This window comes from Idiomarina sp. PL1-037 (assembly GCF_034422975.1).
Lineage (GTDB): Bacteria > Pseudomonadota > Gammaproteobacteria > Enterobacterales > Alteromonadaceae > Idiomarina.
In genome coordinates this window covers 252,640-269,759 of sequence record NZ_CP139873.1, presented here as the reverse complement: position 1 = coordinate 269,759, position 17,120 = coordinate 252,640, and the positions used below count along the sequence as shown (strand labels likewise).

Genomic DNA, 17,120 nt, shown 5'->3' with positions numbered 1-17,120 from the left:
AGCCTCGCTTGCTTCAGGCGAGGCTTTTCAATATATTCACAATTGTCTGGTTAGTCTCTATACTTTCAGCCATGTTTCGGTTTTTCGAAAACTCAAGCCTCTCAGTCCATCGCTCCATTTGATCAATCGGTTTATCCCGGTCAAGTTTTTCCCCCTCAGAAGACATTTGTGAAGGGTCCAAGTGAAATGCCATTACAGCAGCCTCAGATGAACTAATCACTCCTTTTTCTTCAAGAAAAACTGCCAGATCCTCCATCTCATTAGGAGACATAGCACGAGCATTAAACTTACCTTTAAGTTCATCATACACTTCGCTCAATTTGGAGCCTTTAGAGCTTAATTCAACCTCATTGTTAACGTCAGTAGCGGTATTACCCTGCTGGTTATCTTTAGCAGACAATTTATCCGAAGTTAATGACGACAGAAAATGTTCAGTCCTTGATACAATCATAAATCCCCCAACGCTTTTGTTGTCAAAGTTACTATGCTTTACAAATTAATAAGCAAATTACGCGCCAAGTTTTATGGCTTTGGGAGAAGGGCTTGGTATGGGCTAGTAGGAAAACAAGCGGTGGTTTGCCGTTTTTGAGGCAAACATTTGCCGCCCAAAACATCTTGAAAACGTTTCAAATATAACTATTACCAGTAATTTTCAGAGGTCACATTACCGGGCTTACGACGAGTGTTTTTGGCAAGTCCTAACTCAGCCAGCGCGGCGCGTGACTCTTTGATCATGTCGGGGTTACCACAAAGCATGACTTGAGCGCTGCTATCTAACGGCGTGCCGAGCGCATCACTTAACTGCCCGGAGCTGATCAGTTCAGGAATGCGTGCAGAGAAGGCACCCGGAATGCTTTCACGGGTTATAACCGGCTGATAACCCAGTTGCCCGGGATATTTTTGTTGCCACTGCTCTATTTGGCTCTGATAGACCAGATCTTCCGCCACACGAACACCGTGTACCAGGTTAATGCGCTTGAATCGTTCCCATGGCTTTTCGGTTCTTAGCATGGAAATGAACGGGCCAATGCCGGTTCCGGTGGAAAGCATCCAGAGGCTATCGCCGTCCGGCACTTCATCCAGTGTAAAAAAGCCACCGGCGGGCTGGGTAATGTCCACGCTGTCACCCGGTTGCAACTGAGCTAACTTGGTACTGACCTCGCCGTCTTCCACTTCGGCTATGACAAAATCCAGTATGGCTTCGCCGGGTGCACTGGCCAGCGAGTAGGCGCGCAATAGTTGCTCGCCATCCACATTAAAGCCTAAACGGACAAATTGCCCGGCCTTAAAATCAAACGGCTCGGCCACAACTCTTAAACTGAAAACGCCAGAACTCCAACGGTAATTCTCGACAACTTTTCCACTAATCCATTGGATCATACGGCTGACTTAGTCCTTGTTCTGGTTCTTGGTCGCTTCCAGCTCTTTTTCCAACAACTCCACGCGCTCACGCAGTCGCAGTAACATTTGCTGCTGCACGTCCAGCTCTTCGCGGGTGACTAAATCCAGTTTTGACAGCTGTGACTGCAACGTTTGCTTAACGCGCTGCTCCATGTTTCCGGCCAACTCTTTTACGCCGGCAGGCATGCTGTCGTTAATTTGGCGAGCAATATTTTCTATCGTTTTATTGTCCATAAGTCTCTCTTTGTGTAAATCGTTGCTTATGCGTTTAGCTTAGCAGGAGATTCAGGTAAAATCCGAGCTTCTTATCGGCTTTTTCACGAATCAGGAACTCCGCGGCGCCCATGCTGAACGATCGCCAGAACCAGGCTGTACATTACATCCAGGGCCCTTTATTAGTGCTTGCCGGCGCTGGTAGTGGCAAAACCCGGGTAATAACGGAGAAAATTGCGTACCTGATCCGCCAGCAAATTTACACCGCCCGGCAAATTGGTGCAGTGACTTTTACCAATAAAGCCGCCAAAGAGATGAAAGAGCGTATTGCGCAAACCTTGCCGAAAGCGCAACTGCGCGGTTTAACCGTGTGCACTTTTCATACTCTGGGACTGAATATTATTCGTCGGGAACTCAGTACCCTGGGGTTTAAGCCCGGCTTTTCATTGTTTGACGACCAGGACACCTACGCCCTGCTTAACGCCCTGACTGAAGATGTATTTGAGGGCGACAAAGCGCTGATTCAAGCCTGTCAGCACCAGATAGGCCACTGGAAAAACGCCATGCTGTCGCCGGAGTTGGCTCTACAAAAAGCCGAGAATGATCAGGAAAAGGCCTTTGCTCAGGTTTATCAGCAATACCAGAATAACCTGAGTGCCTGTAATGCCGTGGACTTTGATGACTTGATTCGCCTGCCGACGCAGCTGCTGGCAACCAATGAAAATGCCCGTGCACGCTGGCAGAAAAAGTTTCAGTATTTATTGGTGGACGAGTATCAGGACACCAACACCAGTCAGTATCAACTGGTGAAGTTACTGGTCGGCGAGCGCGCCCGCTTTACCGTGGTCGGCGACGACGATCAGTCCATTTATTCATGGCGTGGTGCGCAGCCTAAAAACCTGGCCTTGCTGAAGCAGGACTTCCCACAACTGGACGTCGTTAAGCTAGAACAAAACTATCGCTCGCACGGGCGTATTCTGAAAGCAGCGAACATTTTGATTGAAAACAACCCGCACGTATTTGAGAAAAAGCTGTTCTCGGAAATGCAGTACGGCGAGCCGATAAGCGTTATTTTTGGTCGTAACGAAGAGCATGAAGCAGAGCGCGTGGTTGCCGAAATTGTAAAACAGCGGTTCCTGCGCAAAACGCCGTATCATCACTTTGCCATTTTGTACCGTGGTAACCACCAGTCGCGTTTGTTTGAAAAAGCGCTGATGAACAACCGCATCCCTTATAAAATTACCGGTGGTCAGTCGTTCTTTGCCCGCGCGGAAGTCAAAGACATTATGGCGTACCTGCGGTTACTGGTGAACCCAACCGACGACACTGCGTTTCTACGCATTATTAATACTCCACGGCGCGGCATTGGCCCGCAGACCGTTGAGCGTATTGGCCGCTTGTCGCAGGAGTTAGGTTGCAGCTTATTTGAAGCCTGTCAGTCGCCCCATTTAAAAACGCAGCTTAGCACCGGTGTGTTTCAACACGTGGACGTGTTCCGCAACATGATAGATACCCTGGCCCGCCGAGCCGATCATCAGGAAGACGCCAGTGACGCGGTAAAACAACTGCTGAGCGAAATTGGCTACGAAGACTGGCTGTTTGAGCAAAGCCCCAGCGCGAAAGCCGCCGAAATGCGAATTAAAAACGTGTACGAACTCCACCGCTGGGTATCGGACATGCTAAAAGGCGACGCCGAACATGAACCCATGGAATTGAATCAGGTGGTCAGCCGCTTGTCACTGCGCGATATGATGTCCCGTAACGAAGACGACGAGCAGTTTGAACAGGTGCAGCTAATGACGTTGCACGCCTCTAAAGGTCTGGAGTTTCCACAAGTGTTTTTAGTGGGCATGGAAGAGGGTCTATTGCCACACCAAAGCAGTATTGATGAAAATAATATTGAAGAGGAACGCCGTCTGGCTTACGTGGGCATTACGCGCGCACAGCATAAGTTAGTGTTCACTATGGCGAAAGAGCGTCGCCAGTTTGGTGAAAAACTCGAGCCGCAACCCAGCCGCTTTTTGCTGGAGTTACCGCAGGACGATTTAGAATGGGAACATCGCAAGCAAAAATCTGACGAGGAACGTGAAGAGCAACGAAGTCAGGGTCTGGAAATGTTGAAGAACGCACTGAAAAAGTAGCGCACAACTAAGCTGATACGGAAGAGGTGTCGTCGTCTTTGGCTACAGTGCCTTCATAGTTTTCGTCAATGAAGCCGCCTTGCCCTATCATAACACCTTGCTTTTCCACATCATTTTTTTGCGTTTCAGTTTCCAGTCCATCGGCATAAACAGCAATATCGAGCTCATGACACAAGGTCACAATGTGTTTTAACATGGCCTGCGCCCGGTTATTACTGCTCAGCCGGGCAATGTAATGATGATCCAGCTTAAGTATGGTAAACGGGAAGTTATACAGGAACTGAAGCGGCCCGGAGCCACTGCCAAAGTTGTCTATGACCAGCTTAAACCCAAACTCGGAAAGCCGCCTTAAGCTGGCCAGTACCCGGCGGCCGTCTCGGACCAGGTCGGTTTCATCAAATTCCAGTGCGATACTCTCTGGTTTAACGCCGCTTTCCGTCACGATATTCACCAGCTCATTCAAGTGACTGGTTTTCAATAAATGACGCACAGATAAATTCAGGTGCAGCATAGTGTCGGCGCTGACGTTATTTTCAACAAGCCACTGGCAGGCTGCCCGTAAAGCAAAGCGGTCAAGTTTCACAATAAGGCCGGTGCGCTCGGCCAGAGGTAACAACTCTTCACTGTTAAAGCTGTAGCGCGGGTCTTCCCACACCAATTTAGCTTCTATGGCTTGGACCTCGCCTGAGGTAAAATTCACTATTGGCTGAAAACTGACAGCGAAATCTTTCTCAACTTTAGCATGGCGCAGTGCCGTTTCTTTACGAACACTGTCCACCAGATTTTCATGCATGCTGTCATCAAATAATACATAGCGTCCACGCCCCATACCTTTAGCCTGGTACATGGCGGCATCTGCGTCGCGCAACAGCCGTTCAGCCGAATCGGTCTCTTCCAGACACTCGGCAATACCGATACTGGCGCCAGAGTAATGCTCCTGTCCATTCAGATGGAAAGGCTCACTCATTTGCTGGATCATGCGCTTGGCAACGTCTTTGGCGTCATCAATACTGGTAATGGTATCCAGCAGAATAACGAATTCATCACCACCTAAGCGCGCAACCATGTCGTTGTCACGTACGCAGTCACCAATACGCTTGCTGACTTCCAACAAGAACTCATCGCCGGCAGAGTGCCCGAGCGTGTCGTTTATGTTTTTGAAGCGGTCCAGGTCAACAAATAGCACCGCAAAATGGTGCTCAGGGTGCCGTCGTTTATGCGCCACAGCCTGCTGCAAACGTTCATTGAACAATATGCGGTTAGGCAGGCCGGTCAGATTATCGTGGTGCGCTGCGTGGAATAAGCTGGATTCGGTTTTTTTCCGTCGTTCTATTTCGGACACCAGCTCTTCGGTACGCTCCGCCACTTTCTTTTCGAGGAACTGGTTTACGCGTTGTATTTCTTCGGCTGAGCGTTTTCTGTCAATAGCCACGGCAACATGCTGTGAAACAAAGTTCAGCAGTTCTAAATCATCGCTATGGTATAAAAAGTCGCCGTCGTAGGTCTGAACCGCAATAACCCCAAACACCTGCCCGTTCATCATTAACGGGCTACCGAGCCATTGCTTAGCCAGTTTCATACCACCGTAACCTAGCTCTATTTCGTTTTTCTTCAGCAGCTTTTGACGCACCGGAGCGTCGATAAAGGCCGGTTCACGCATTTTAATAACGTATTCGGTTAGGCCTTTGCCGACTCGTCGGCGTTCGGCTTTAGCGCCTGTTTCATCCACATGGTAAGGAAAATGTATAAACTTTTTATCGTCTGATAAAAGCGCGACAAAGAAGTTGTCGGCGTGAATCAATTTACCGATTTGTCTGTGCAACTGACGATAAAAGGCATTCATATCGTCAGAGGTATTGGTCAGCTCGGAAATAGCAAAAAGCACCGAGGTTTGCTGCTCGGCCCTTTCACGAATGGTAATCTCGCTCATTAAGCTTTCATTCGCGTGGCGTAGTTCGGCTGTCTGGTGTTCTATTTCGCTTTGCATTAAGTCGCGCTGCTTTAAACGCTCTAAGGCATTCACCACGTGTTGCGATACAAAGGTAAGCAAATCTTCATCTGAGGTGTCATAACGAACGTTGGCACTGTAGCTCTGCACCACCATAACACCTATGGTCACGTCACCACGTTTTAACGGAACACCTAACCAGTCCTGATGCTCTGCCCCTAAACCTTCTATTTCGGCGTTATCAATTAAGCGCTGATACACTTCCGGAGGGCAAAGCAAAGACTGCCCTTTTCGCAGAACATAACCCGTTAAGCCTTTACTGAGCTGATCAATCGGAATGCGTTCGAATATGGTGTCTTGGTCAATTTCGTCAACAAAATAGACAAAGTCAACCAGTTCTTCCTGAGGTTCATAAAGGCAGATGTAAAAGTTGCGGGCGTACATCAGCTCACCGATGATTTCATGCAGAGACTGATAAAAGTTATCCATTTCGCGCGCAGAAGCCGCCAGTTCCGAGATTCGAAACAGCGCTTTTTGTACGACTTCAGCAGACCGGTACTTTTGGGTCAACCCCTTTAGACGGGCGATGACCTTATGCAAGCGTTCATTTTCAGTTTTTATAATCTGAAGCTGTTCCTCGCTATCCGTACAGTCTGTCATTCAGGTTCACCCTTAGGCACTGACACTCCTTGCCGCGAAATACATTTAATTAACACTTGTTGTTTTTACTAACAGTCGTACAGTATAGACTGGTGTCAAAAAATAGAAAAGATTTGGTTAAAAATTAATTAGCGAGGGAAGTTACTAGGAAAAATTAACGTCGATTGACACAAAAAAAGACCACCGAGTGGTGGCCTTTTTTACTGCAATTGCTAACGCAACTAAATTTCTTCAGTCATGTAATCAATTGCTGCTTGAATTTCTTCTTCTGAGCAGTCGCTACAGGTTCCTTTAGGCGGCATGGCATTAAAGCCTTCAACTGCGTGCTTCAATACCGTTTCCATGCCCTGGTCTAAACGCTCTTCCCAGTCAGACGCTTCGTTAATTTTAGGAGCTCCCATAACACCGCTGGTATGGCAGGCTGTACAGTACTTATCATAAACTTGCTGGCCTGAACGCGGTCCGCTGCTTTCTTCAGCGGCACTGCTTTCACCAGCCACATAGTGCTTACCTAAAGGCTTAATACGCTCAGCGATCGCTTCACGGGACATATCATCCTGCACTGATGCTGCACTGATAGTTAGCGCAAACAGCATTGAAATGGTGCCTAAAACGCTCTTAACGAAAAATGAATTCATAGCTTTCACTGGTTTCTCCTACAAATGGCTGGTGTTCTTGCACGCCCAGTTAGTGAATGCGATTATAACCCCAAATGTGCAAAGGATAAACACTTGGCTGAAATTGCTCGCAAAATAGCTTTGCTGGATTTGGATGCGTTCTTTGCTTCGGCAGAAGAATTACGCGATCCAAGCCTGAAAACACGCCCTTTTGCTGTCGGCGGCGGTGGGGAACGGGGGGTTGTTGCAACGGCAAATTATCTGGCTCGTCAGTTTGGGGTTAAAAGTGCGATGCCGGGTAGTCATGCCCGCCGTTTGTGCCCGCAATTAACCTTTATACGACCCGACGGCAACTACTACCGCGAACTGTCCAATAAGGTTCTGGATATTCTGCATGAACTCACACCCCGCATTGAACCGGCTTCTATCGACGAGTTTTATCTGGACTTAACTCATTTGGAAGGCTTTAAAGGCAGCGCAACTTTGGCCATGAATTTTGTTCGTGACCAAATTAAAACGCTGGGAATAACCGGCTCTGCCGGCATTTCTAATCAGAAAATGGTGGCCAAAATTGCCAGCGAAGAGCGCAAACCCGATGGTCAGTTTGTGGTTCGTCCGGCGGAAGTTATGGACTACATTGCGACATTAAACCTCAAACAAATTCCCGGTGTCGGACCCAAAAGTCAGCAAGTGCTCACTAACTATGGGCTCTCTACAGGAAAAGATATCCAGAATATCGAACTGCAGCAATTGCAGGCCATTCTTGGTGATAAAGCCGGGTATGTTCTATTTGAGCGCTGCCATGGCCGGGACCGCCGCGAAGTTGTTACAGAGCGTATTCGCAAAAGTGTCGGAGTTGAACAAACCTTAGCAACGGATATGCGACTGGAATCGACAGCTCAGGCTTATGTTCAGGACAATTTATTACCGAAACTGCGTCAACGAATGAAAATCACTCACTGGCGTGAGCAGCCCATTCGTAGCCAGACACTAAAGCTGAAATTCTCGGACTTCACACAAACAACGGTCTCCCGCAGTTCTCAGTTTATTTCACCCAGCCTGTTTTATCAGTTATTAGATGAAGCCTGGCAGCGTGGAAAAGGGAAAGGGGTAAGGCTGTTGGGGATCAGTGCAACATTGCCTGACCCCAACGAGCAGTTACAACTCGAACTTGAGCTGGATTAGTCGTCTGTCACTGTAATAGTGATTTTTTCTGACACCACGGCCGGATTATGCGGTACGTGGTTCTTATCACCTAAGATAATTTGTAGCGTGTGTTCACCCGGCTCTAGAGTCACGGTAGTTTCTGTCTGACCACCACCAAAGTGAGTCACGTCGCCGCCCATAGGCTTGTCCATGGCTGGCAGTTCGTCTTTATCAATCATCAAATGGTGATGTCCGGTATTCTCCACATCGACACCAGCAGGCGCTACGCCCATACCGCTTAAGCCAAACTTCACTTTAAAGGTTTTACCAACCACTTCCCCGTTTTGCGGAGAAATAATATAAGCCTGGGCTTGCTCTGATGCTTCTGTACGTTCTACTGCCTGAGCCGTTGTTGCCAGAACAGGTCCGCCAAGTAGTGCTATGGCGCCAATCATCCATGCTTTGTTCATAGGTTTGCTCCAATAGTTGATTTCGATCAATTCAGTTTAAACTGTGTCACCAATTGTTCCAAGCGTTCAAAGGCCGTATTTAGCTCGCGACAAGCCTGCTTGGTATTATTTAGATTGTCGACACTCTGATCGTTCATACTGCTAATATCCATAATGTCACGATCAAGCGTTTGGATCACTGAAGTCTGCTGTTCTGTTGCCGAGGCCACTGAGTGGTTCACGTCATCAATAGTTACAATAATAGCGTTAATTTCAGACATGTGGTCAGCAGACTCTTCCGCGCTTAACACACAGGCACTGCTTATTTCCTGACTTTCCTGAATAACCTGGACAACACTGCGCGTGCCGGCTCGAACCCGCTCTATCATTGTCTCTATTTCGCCTGCCGACGACGAAGTCCGCTGAGCCAGGCTGCGCACTTCATCCGCTACCACCGCAAAACCGCGACCGGCTTCCCCTGCTCGTGCCGCTTCAATAGCCGCATTTAGAGCCAGCAAGTTGGTCTGCTCAGTAATGCCTTTAATAACCTCAATGATCTTACCAATGTTCTGTGTGTCCTCATCCAGGGTATGAATTGCCTGGCTGGAGGCATCCATACGTTCAGACAAGTGCTGAATTTGTTGTCGGTTGTGTTGCAAAGAATCTCTGGCAGATGACGCTTTTTCGGTACCAGAGCTTGCCTGCTCAGAGGCTTTTGCAGCATTCTCGGCAATTTCATTAGCACTCGCGCCCAGTTCATTGACTGCCGTTGCAACAGAGCTGGCTTTTCCGGCCTGTTCACTGCCAATTTCCATTGAATCGTCACTTGCCTTAACCATGCTGCGAATATTGCCTTCCACTTGTTGTGCGGCCGCATTCACTTCCAGCAAGGCTTGCTGGATTTTCTCAATAAACTCGTTCATACGGCGTGAAACAAGACCAAACTCGTCACTGGACTCAACCGGCAGCCGCTGCGTTAAGTCACCCTCTCCGCGGGCCATATCAGTTACGGCCTCATTTAAGCGACGCAAAGGTTTAAGCAATAAGCGCAACAACCAGGTTAATGACACCACGACTGCCACAATGCCAATAACCAAGTAGACAATGGCGGTCCAGGCAAAGGATGACACGTTGCTGTAGGCCTGTTCGCGGTCAATTACCACTCCCAGATACCATTCAACTCCCTGAATACCTTTTATTTTATGGAATGACACCAGGCGGTCCGCTCCATCAATACGGTATTCGGAAAAATCAGAATTTAAAGAAACTGGCTGCCCGGCGTAATCGTTCACGGACTTTTCAATCCAGTCTTTGTTGGGGTGTGCCAGAATATTTCTATCACCGCTTACTAAGAAGGCATAACCCAGCCCCATAAAATCGATGTCGTTAACAATGTCAGAAATCTCATCCAGCATCATATCGCCACCGGCAACTCCCACCAGCCGACCATCTCGACGCATGGGCACCACCGCAGTAATGGTCAATTCATTGGTGGTAACGTCAATATAAGGTGCGGTATAGGTTGGCTGCCCCTCATCAACCGCCAGTTGGTACCAGGGGCGGCTGCGGGCATCGTAATCGTCCGGCAGGTCGATGCTGGGGTCATCGAGCAGAAAAGTACCGTCGAGTAGACCGTAATACACATTTTTAAACTTACCAGCGGCTTTTGACTGTTGAACCCGCTCTAAAGCACGATCTGTAGAATCATCAACACGGTAAGCATCGGCGGTTGCCTGAACAATGCTCATGCGGTCATTAAACCACTGCGAAATATTGTTTGATACTGAGTCAGACAAAGCCTGCATTTGATGCTGCAAATTACTGCGGGTTTGATTCGACATCTGCAAAAAGTTGGTCAGCGTGAAGACCCCCAGCACGAGTACCAGTATCAATGACGCAACAATAATAACCTTTTGCGTGAACTTTAATTTTTTCAGCATCTTCGGAGCTTCTCTTGTTATTGTTTTTTATGGTCTTCCGTTCATCAACAAACTACCCCACTTGAATATCGGTTTCCGGAAAACGTATATGTCGTTTTTTGGGTGTAGCCAAAAAGTACGCCAAAGTTAAGGGCCCAACACGACCTGCGAACATCAAAAACACCAATACCAACTGACTTGTCGATGTCACTTCTGCAGTTATTCCTCGCGACAGTCCAACCGTTGCCGAAGCTGACAAAACTTCAAAAGTTATATCTATAAACGGCAGCGGATTCAAAATCATTAGGGTAAAGATTCCAAGAAACATCAAAGTAAGGGTAACCAAGGTGACCGCAAGGGCTTTCATAACCAGCTCTTGAGGTACCGTACGGTTCAATAAAGTGACGTACTCACGACGACGAAGAAAGGCATAAGTAGCGACCAACAAAACAATAAACGTCCCTAACTTTATACCTCCCGCAGTACTCATTGAACCGCCACCTATTAGCATCAACAGCATAGTGTAGACTGCACTGGCGTCAGTCATTGCTCCGGTGTTAACGGAATTAAAGCCGGCGGAGCGAGGCGTAGTGGCTTGAAACCACGCCGCCATCGCCTGCTCACCAATACTTAAATTAGCAAAGGTTTCCGGGTTGTTCATTTCCAGCAGCCAGATAATAGCAACCGACAATACATTAATGATTAATGTCGCCCACAAAATAGCGCGAGTATAAACCGAGAATTTATACCAACGCCGCTTTTCGTAAATATTAGTAATGACCGAAAAGCCCAAACCACCTATAACGAATAAAATGCTGATGATCAGGTTAACCGGAATACTGCTGGCGTAGTCCGCAATACCGTTAGGAGACAAAACAAAACCAGCACTGTTAAAAGCGGATATAGCGTAAAATATGCTCTCAGCAAAGGCATCCACGAAACCTTTTTCCTGCCACCAGGTTATTGTCAGACCAACCACAGCTATAGCTTCAACAATAAGCGCCAGCGACACCACTGCTTTTGCCGTACGACCAATGCTGGCAAGACTGGTTTGCTGCATAGCCTCTTTTGCCAGTATCTGATGCTGAATACCAACATGACCGCCTATTGAAATAGCAGCCAATACGGCAAAAGTCATGAAGCCTAATCCTCCCGCCTGAATCAGCAAAGCCAAAACACCCATTCCAAAAGGGGTGTAAGTCGCTCCAGTATCGACAACCACTAATCCGGTCACGGTAACGGCTGAGGTTGCTGTAAATAAACTTTCTAACCAGGTTATAGGCTGTTCAGTTGCAAAGGGTAACTTTAATAGTAAAGTGCCCAGTAAAATCAAACAGGCAAAACCGCCGGAAAGAATAACCGGAGGGCTGGCTTTAAAAGCTCTACGTCGTTTACGCCCGGGACGACGATATAACCAGGCTAGTGAGGGTGCCCACTGTTTCATGAAGGCTCTTTTAGCTTAGGTGCAACAGACTTTAACGCTTTTAAACTGCCCGCCATAACCAGGGTTTCATTACCTTCCAGAGTCATCGATAGTGACGGGCTTACTGTCACTTCATCACGTCGTTTTATTAATAATACATGAAAGAACTCACTGTCATCGGGCATGATGTCGTTCAGGTTTTTTCCTTTTAAATACTCACCAATACTAATTTCGACACAGAACCAATTGTGCCCGAGCGACATATATTCATTAACCATAGGGTAATTCAGCGACTGAGCTACCCTTATTCCCATTTCTTCTTCCGGGTGAATAATACGCTTTACACCCAGTTTTGATAAAATTTGATGGTGGGATTTAGAGGTCGCTTTTGCCCAAATTTCTTCTACACCAATTGTTTTCAGGTGCAAAACACACAATAGACTGGCTTGCAGATCTTCCCCAATAGCAACCAGAACCACCTCACAGTTGGTTAAGTCCAGTTCTTCCAATGCTTTTTCATCAGTCACATCGGCAATGGCAGAATGCGTTAACACATCCGCCATTGCTTCAACGGCTTTTTCGTTCGAATCCACACCTATGACACGATGCCCGAGATCGAGCAGTTCTTTTGAAGTTCGGGCACCAAAACGCCCTAAACCTATGACGCCAAATTCTGCCATGTCACACTCCTATTGTGCTTTTGCCGGTGCCAGGAACAAGGCGTTCATCAGCAAGGTATTTAAGCCGTCCATATAGGCACGGTACGTGGGTTCCTGAGTAAAGCTGATAATCATGCCTTTACCGCTTGGCTGCCACATTAACAGCGGTTTGTAAGGTAATTGCTGAGCTATATCGTCCCACAAAAAGCCACTGGCTAACAGGCTATCCGCGCCAGCAAACCACGCAATGTTGCGACCGTGATCAATATCAATGGGGGTAAATACGTCGTTACCGTTATAAATACTCACAACCTGCGGTTTAACACCGGCGCTTAACCAGTGGTCTGTATCTACTTCGGTATTTAGCAAAGCACCCGGCACCCAGTCGGGGTCAGCGCCGTGCGGTTTTATTTCCGTTAAGAACTGCTCGCGGCTTTCAATCACTTTACCGTCTACTTTAATTTCTTCATCAGGCTCAGTAACACCTTCTTCCGGCACTTTGCGTTCCAGTTGAGTATTAAGCAGACCGGTCTCAACCGCCCAGGCAGAGGCGTTGCCTAAGGTCAGCAACACACCTCCGTCCTGTACCCACTGTTGGATCTTCTCAACGGTTTTGTCGTTAAATACGCCGGAGTATGCGCCTTGCGGTAATATCAAAACATCCAGACCATTAAGATCATTTTGCAATAACTGCATGGTACGAATAGCTGTTACCGGGTACCCCATCTGTCGTTCAATCACAAAGCGGGTATGCCCGGCACTGTAGGGGCTAACCGGCTCATCCCAGGCAATAGCTATGTTCGGTGCTTCAAGTTTGCTTACGTTATGCGAACCAAAGTTAGGACCTTCAGTCATCCAGCTTGTATCAACGCCTTCAACGGTTGCGCCTGACGCCTCAGCGAGCTTTTGTAATTTGGCCTGAAAGTCATCGGAGTTGTCAGCGCGGGTTAAAATCAATGAGCCACTAGGGAATTCACCGGCACTCTCGTGGGTGAAGGCTAATTCGCTTTGGCGAATTTCCAGCCCTTCGCGCAACGCAGCAGTAAGAAAACGTCCTGCGTTCATGTCACCCCAGCGAACCAAAAAAGCCACTTTGGCGTCCGGGTTAGTCACTTTGCCAGGCTCAATACGACCTTCTTCTACAAAGGCTGTGGCGACGTCAGGTAAATCATCACAGGTGTGGCTGTCGACATTGAACATTAACGGCAGTGACCAGCCGGTTACGTCGTAAATTTGATCCGGCAGGTTATTGTTACGGCGCTGCTCCTGCTCTGCCAGAAAGTCATCCGCCATATCCACCTGTTTATCCATTAAGGTACGTATCATGCGGTGTGCGGGCTGTGCCATATCAATGATATAAGCGCCAGCTTCATAATCAGTACCGCACACGTCAAACGCCTTTTCCGCCATCTTCACTTCCGCGCCCTGTTCAACGAGTAATGAGGCCAGTTTACGTGCGGCAGCCGGGTCATCCTGGGCGGGCAGAATAATAGAACGGACATCACCGTCTTCGCCTGCTTCGACCGCTGACTTGCGGTACTCCCAGAACTTCTGCAATAAGGCTTCGCGGCGTTCGGAAACTGTCTGAATAGTCGAGATAGACGCTATAAAATGCTGCTGAACACCGTCGGCGTAGGTCAGTACGTCACCGTCTGCACGGTCAAATAAATGCCCGCGCGCCGAAGCCATTTCGTAGGTCATTGCTACCGAGCCCTGATACAGCGGCCAACTGGCACCGTACCCCGGATAAAAAGCATCGAAAATTTCGCGGGTAAAATAATCAAAGCCCTTTTCGTCGAACCACTGGCCGTTATTTTTACCAATCCAGTTCAGCGTTTCGCGTTGTGACTCGGTAATCAGTGGGTTATATGGACGAGCCTCGGGTGTGAAATAGTAAGTGGAGTCGCCACCCATTTCGTGCAGGTCAACAAACACCAGCGGATAGTATTTTAGTAAGGCATCAATTTGTCCGCTAATTTCGGGCTGAGTCAGCGCAATCCAGTCACGGTTCATATCAAACAGATAATGGTTCGTGCGCCCGTTTGGCCAGGGCTCGTTGTGCTCCGCACTGCGGCGATCGCCAGAGTGCTCAAGCCCAACACTCATGTAGTAACGATCCACGAAGCGGGCACGTCCGTCCGGGTTTTGCAGTGGATCAATAAACACCATGGTGTTATCTAACCAGCGTTGGGTCTGCTCACGCTGGTCATGCAGTAAATGATAGGCCGTCATCATTGCCGCTTCAGGGGAAGAAATTTCATTGCCGTGAACTCCATAGGACAGCCAGATGCTACCGGGCAATTCGTCAATTAACTGCTCAGCTTCGTCACTATCAGTTTTACGTGGGTCGGCTAAGGCCTGCATGCCCTGCATAAAGCTGTCAAAGTCGGCTATGTTCTTTTCACCGGAGATAACCGCGTAATAAAGCGTACGCCCTTCCCAGCTTTTACCGTACTCAAGCAACTTTACTTGTTTGGGGTAAGCCTGCTGCAATGCTTCAAAATAGCGGCTCATATCCGCCGGGCTGGTAATTTTGGTGCCCATGGGGTAACCCAAAACCTGCTCTACGGTGACTTCTGAATTACTGTAGTTCGCTTCGGGGAGTAACGAACTCTCGCCCGAGAGTTGTTGTGCTTGAGTCGGCATGACTAACCATGAGGCGGCTATCAGCGCCGCAAATTTGAGACTGCGCATCTTCATTCCTGTTGTTTTATGCACTTTTTAACTGTGCTTAGGGTTTCTTTTTATGCCTCTCTAATGTAAAAGCTTGAACAAGGGAAGTGAAGCTCAATTTAGGCACTATGAATAAAAAGACTCAATTAACCACGCTGCTGGCGGCTATAGCCACAACGCTAATTTTGGCAGGATGCCAAATAACACCTGATAACGTAAAACGCGTGGTCAATTCCGGCGTGCTTAGCGGTAACGACCCAACCGCTGTGGTGGAATCTATGGCGCGTGAGCGTTTGCACAGCTATCGCAGCAACCCGCAACAGCTTATTAGCGACATTGAGGATTTACGCGAGGCCTTGCGCGACTTGCGCGCCGTTGCTGAAGCCATTTGGGGCGATGAGGAAAACACAGTTCCCAGTGAGAAGAAGTACGTTAAATACAGCGATAACTTTCATGCCAAAGCCGTTGTCGATTTTGAGCAGGGCCTGCTGACAGTTGCGACATTGCATGACAGCAATGATCCGGCCAAAACCCGGGAACAACTCAAAGCCGCTATTGTGCGTACGTTGTTAACGCCAACCGACCTCACCGCGGTTGATATTTTTACCGATAAAGAGCCTGAGCAAACGGGAAAACCGTTTTTGCGCGGGCAAGTTGTTGACCAGGACAATGTGGTCGTCGAATACGAATGGCGGGCGAATCGCTTTGCCGAGTATTTGGTGAAAAACCAGCTGCGCACCCGGCGCGCTAAAAACAATCAGGTGTATGAGGTTCAAATTGCTTTAGTCGACGAACACCAGGAGTTGCGCAAACACCAGTATGCCGACTACGTTATAGCCGCAGCGCGACGCTATAACCTTGAGCCTGAGCTTATTTATGCCATTATTGAAACCGAAAGTAGCTTTAATCCTTATGCGGTGAGCCACGCTAACGCTTACGGCTTAATGCAGGTAGTGGCATCGACCGCCGGACGTGACGTGTTTGAGCGTGTTCGTAAAATTCCCGGACAGCCCACGTCTCAACAATTGTTCGATCCGGCTCAGAACATTGATATTGGCAGTGCCTATTTGCACATTTTGAACACCCAGTACCTAAAAGGTGTGCAACATCCGCGCAGTCGCGAATACGCAATTGTTTCAGCGTACAACGGTGGCGCAGGTAATGTGCTGAAAACCTTTTCCTCCAACCGCAGCAACGCAGTTCAAATTATAAACCGAAGTCAGCCCGGCATTGTTTACCGGGACTTAACGTCTAAGCATCCGTTGTCGGAGAGCCGCCGATATTTAGAAAAAGTGATGTACTTTAAGCAGGGTTACTGACACGAACCACAACAAAAGTCTTTACCGTGCTCAGGTGGCGATGCTTTCTTTTCGACAAAAAGCAGGTTGTTTTCCAGGTGAATATGCTCGTGCAAGTCATCCTGCAGCTCTTTTAAGCCTTTATAAAGAGCTGTCCAGGTACCACAGGCGCCTTCCGGCAACGTTAAGTTGTTGGTCAGTTCATCAATTCTATTAAGCTCCCCCTCATGCTGAACGTGTTCGCTTTCCATTACTGAAATTGGCCCGCCCGGATAAACACCACGTGACAGCAAAGGAAACAGAATTTGCTCTTCTTTTGTCATGTGGCTTTCCAGCTCCTGCATCAGATTATCCAGGTGTTCAGTCAGACCAACCGGGGCTTCGGGGTGATCACCATGAACGGCTTCAACGCGCATGGCCAATTGCTTTAACTCAGGAAGCTGTTCGCGATGGCGCTGATGAAAACGCAGATAAATATGCTCTATCAAATGCTTGGGTGAAGCGTCCTGCCATTGTTGCTCGGCAGTCTGTAAACGGTCATCGAAAGTACTCATGGGTCACTCCTGTTTGCTA

The 17,120-nt window shown here is 48.2% G+C and carries 14 protein-coding genes; 3 read left to right on the top strand and 11 right to left on the bottom strand.

The genetic code is table 11. The features are described from left to right. Nucleotides 1-13: 13 nt before the first annotated feature. The 3 genes from U0358_RS01170 to U0358_RS01160 all read right to left on the bottom strand — a co-directional run bounded on the left by U0358_RS01170 (nucleotide 14) and on the right by U0358_RS01160 (nucleotide 1,635). Nucleotides 14-451: a hypothetical protein gene (locus tag U0358_RS01170; protein WP_322406742.1), complete on the bottom strand. Its 438-nt coding sequence runs from the start codon at nucleotides 449-451 to the stop codon at nucleotides 14-16. Between the two features lie 188 nt (nucleotides 452-639). Beyond that, a complete protein-coding gene (locus tag U0358_RS01165; protein ID WP_322406741.1) occupies nucleotides 640-1,380 on the bottom strand; it encodes a ferredoxin--NADP reductase in 741 nt (246 codons plus the stop codon). A 9-nt stretch (nucleotides 1,381-1,389) separates the two neighbouring features. Next, nucleotides 1,390-1,635: an accessory factor UbiK family protein gene (locus tag U0358_RS01160; protein WP_011233471.1), complete on the bottom strand. Its 246-nt coding sequence runs from the start codon at nucleotides 1,633-1,635 to the stop codon at nucleotides 1,390-1,392. A 110-nt stretch (nucleotides 1,636-1,745) separates the two neighbouring features. Here U0358_RS01160 and rep point away from each other — a divergent pair, with 110 nt between their 5' ends. Next, nucleotides 1,746-3,755 carry a DNA helicase Rep gene (rep, locus tag U0358_RS01155; protein ID WP_322406740.1) on the top strand — a complete coding sequence of 670 codons (2,010 nt, stop codon included), beginning with the start codon at nucleotides 1,746-1,748 and terminating at the stop codon, nucleotides 3,753-3,755. A 7-nt stretch (nucleotides 3,756-3,762) separates the two neighbouring features. Here the strand turns inward: rep and U0358_RS01150 are convergent, their stop codons facing one another. Together U0358_RS01150 and U0358_RS01145 are read right to left on the bottom strand one after the other, a co-directional pair. After that, on the bottom strand, nucleotides 3,763-6,363 hold the full coding sequence (locus U0358_RS01150; RefSeq protein WP_322406739.1) for a sensor domain-containing phosphodiesterase: 2,601 nt from the start codon (nucleotides 6,361-6,363) through the stop codon (nucleotides 3,763-3,765). 221 nt (nucleotides 6,364-6,584) lie between these two features. Beyond that, nucleotides 6,585-7,010 (bottom strand): c-type cytochrome, encoded by a 426-nt coding sequence (locus tag U0358_RS01145; RefSeq protein ID WP_416182990.1) that lies wholly within the window; start codon nucleotides 7,008-7,010, stop codon nucleotides 6,585-6,587. Nucleotides 7,011-7,094: 84 nt separating this feature from the next. Here U0358_RS01145 and dinB point away from each other — a divergent pair, with 84 nt between their 5' ends. Continuing rightward, complete coding sequence (gene dinB / locus U0358_RS01140) at nucleotides 7,095-8,165, top strand: DNA polymerase IV (protein ID WP_317498138.1); 1,071 nt, start codon at nucleotides 7,095-7,097, stop codon at nucleotides 8,163-8,165. Here dinB and U0358_RS01135 read toward each other — a convergent pair. Genes U0358_RS01135 through U0358_RS01115 form a run of 5 tightly spaced genes read right to left on the bottom strand, consistent with a single transcriptional unit; the run spans nucleotide 8,162 to nucleotide 15,270 of the window. Further along, nucleotides 8,162-8,596, bottom strand: a complete 435-nt coding sequence (locus U0358_RS01135; RefSeq protein WP_317498137.1) for a DUF4399 domain-containing protein — start codon at nucleotides 8,594-8,596, stop codon at nucleotides 8,162-8,164. The genes dinB and U0358_RS01135 overlap by 4 nt on opposite strands. Nucleotides 8,597-8,622: 26 nt before the next feature. Next, nucleotides 8,623-10,515: a methyl-accepting chemotaxis protein gene (locus U0358_RS01130; protein WP_322406738.1), complete on the bottom strand. Its 1,893-nt coding sequence runs from the start codon at nucleotides 10,513-10,515 to the stop codon at nucleotides 8,623-8,625. Nucleotides 10,516-10,567: 52 nt separating this feature from the next. Next, nucleotides 10,568-11,938 carry a TrkH family potassium uptake protein gene (locus tag U0358_RS01125; RefSeq protein WP_322406737.1) on the bottom strand — a complete coding sequence of 457 codons (1,371 nt, stop codon included), beginning with the start codon at nucleotides 11,936-11,938 and terminating at the stop codon, nucleotides 10,568-10,570. Then, nucleotides 11,935-12,597 (bottom strand): potassium channel family protein, encoded by a 663-nt coding sequence (locus U0358_RS01120; RefSeq protein ID WP_322406736.1) that lies wholly within the window; start codon nucleotides 12,595-12,597, stop codon nucleotides 11,935-11,937. Before U0358_RS01120 ends, U0358_RS01125 begins: the two co-directional genes overlap by 4 nt. 9 nt (nucleotides 12,598-12,606) lie before the next feature. After that, the gene (locus tag U0358_RS01115; RefSeq protein ID WP_322406735.1) at nucleotides 12,607-15,270 is read right to left on the bottom strand and encodes a M14 family zinc carboxypeptidase; all 2,664 of its coding nucleotides are present in this window, start codon (nucleotides 15,268-15,270) and stop codon (nucleotides 12,607-12,609) included. An 86-nt stretch (nucleotides 15,271-15,356) separates the two neighbouring features. Here U0358_RS01115 and U0358_RS01110 point away from each other — a divergent pair, with 86 nt between their 5' ends. Then, complete coding sequence (locus U0358_RS01110; protein WP_322406734.1) at nucleotides 15,357-16,568, top strand: murein transglycosylase domain-containing protein; 1,212 nt, start codon at nucleotides 15,357-15,359, stop codon at nucleotides 16,566-16,568. Here the strand turns inward: U0358_RS01110 and U0358_RS01105 are convergent. After that, the gene (locus tag U0358_RS01105; RefSeq protein WP_317498131.1) at nucleotides 16,562-17,101 is read right to left on the bottom strand and encodes a hemerythrin domain-containing protein; all 540 of its coding nucleotides are present in this window, start codon (nucleotides 17,099-17,101) and stop codon (nucleotides 16,562-16,564) included. The two genes, U0358_RS01110 and U0358_RS01105, sit on opposite strands and share 7 nt — an antisense overlap. Nucleotides 17,102-17,120 lie beyond the last annotated feature (19 nt).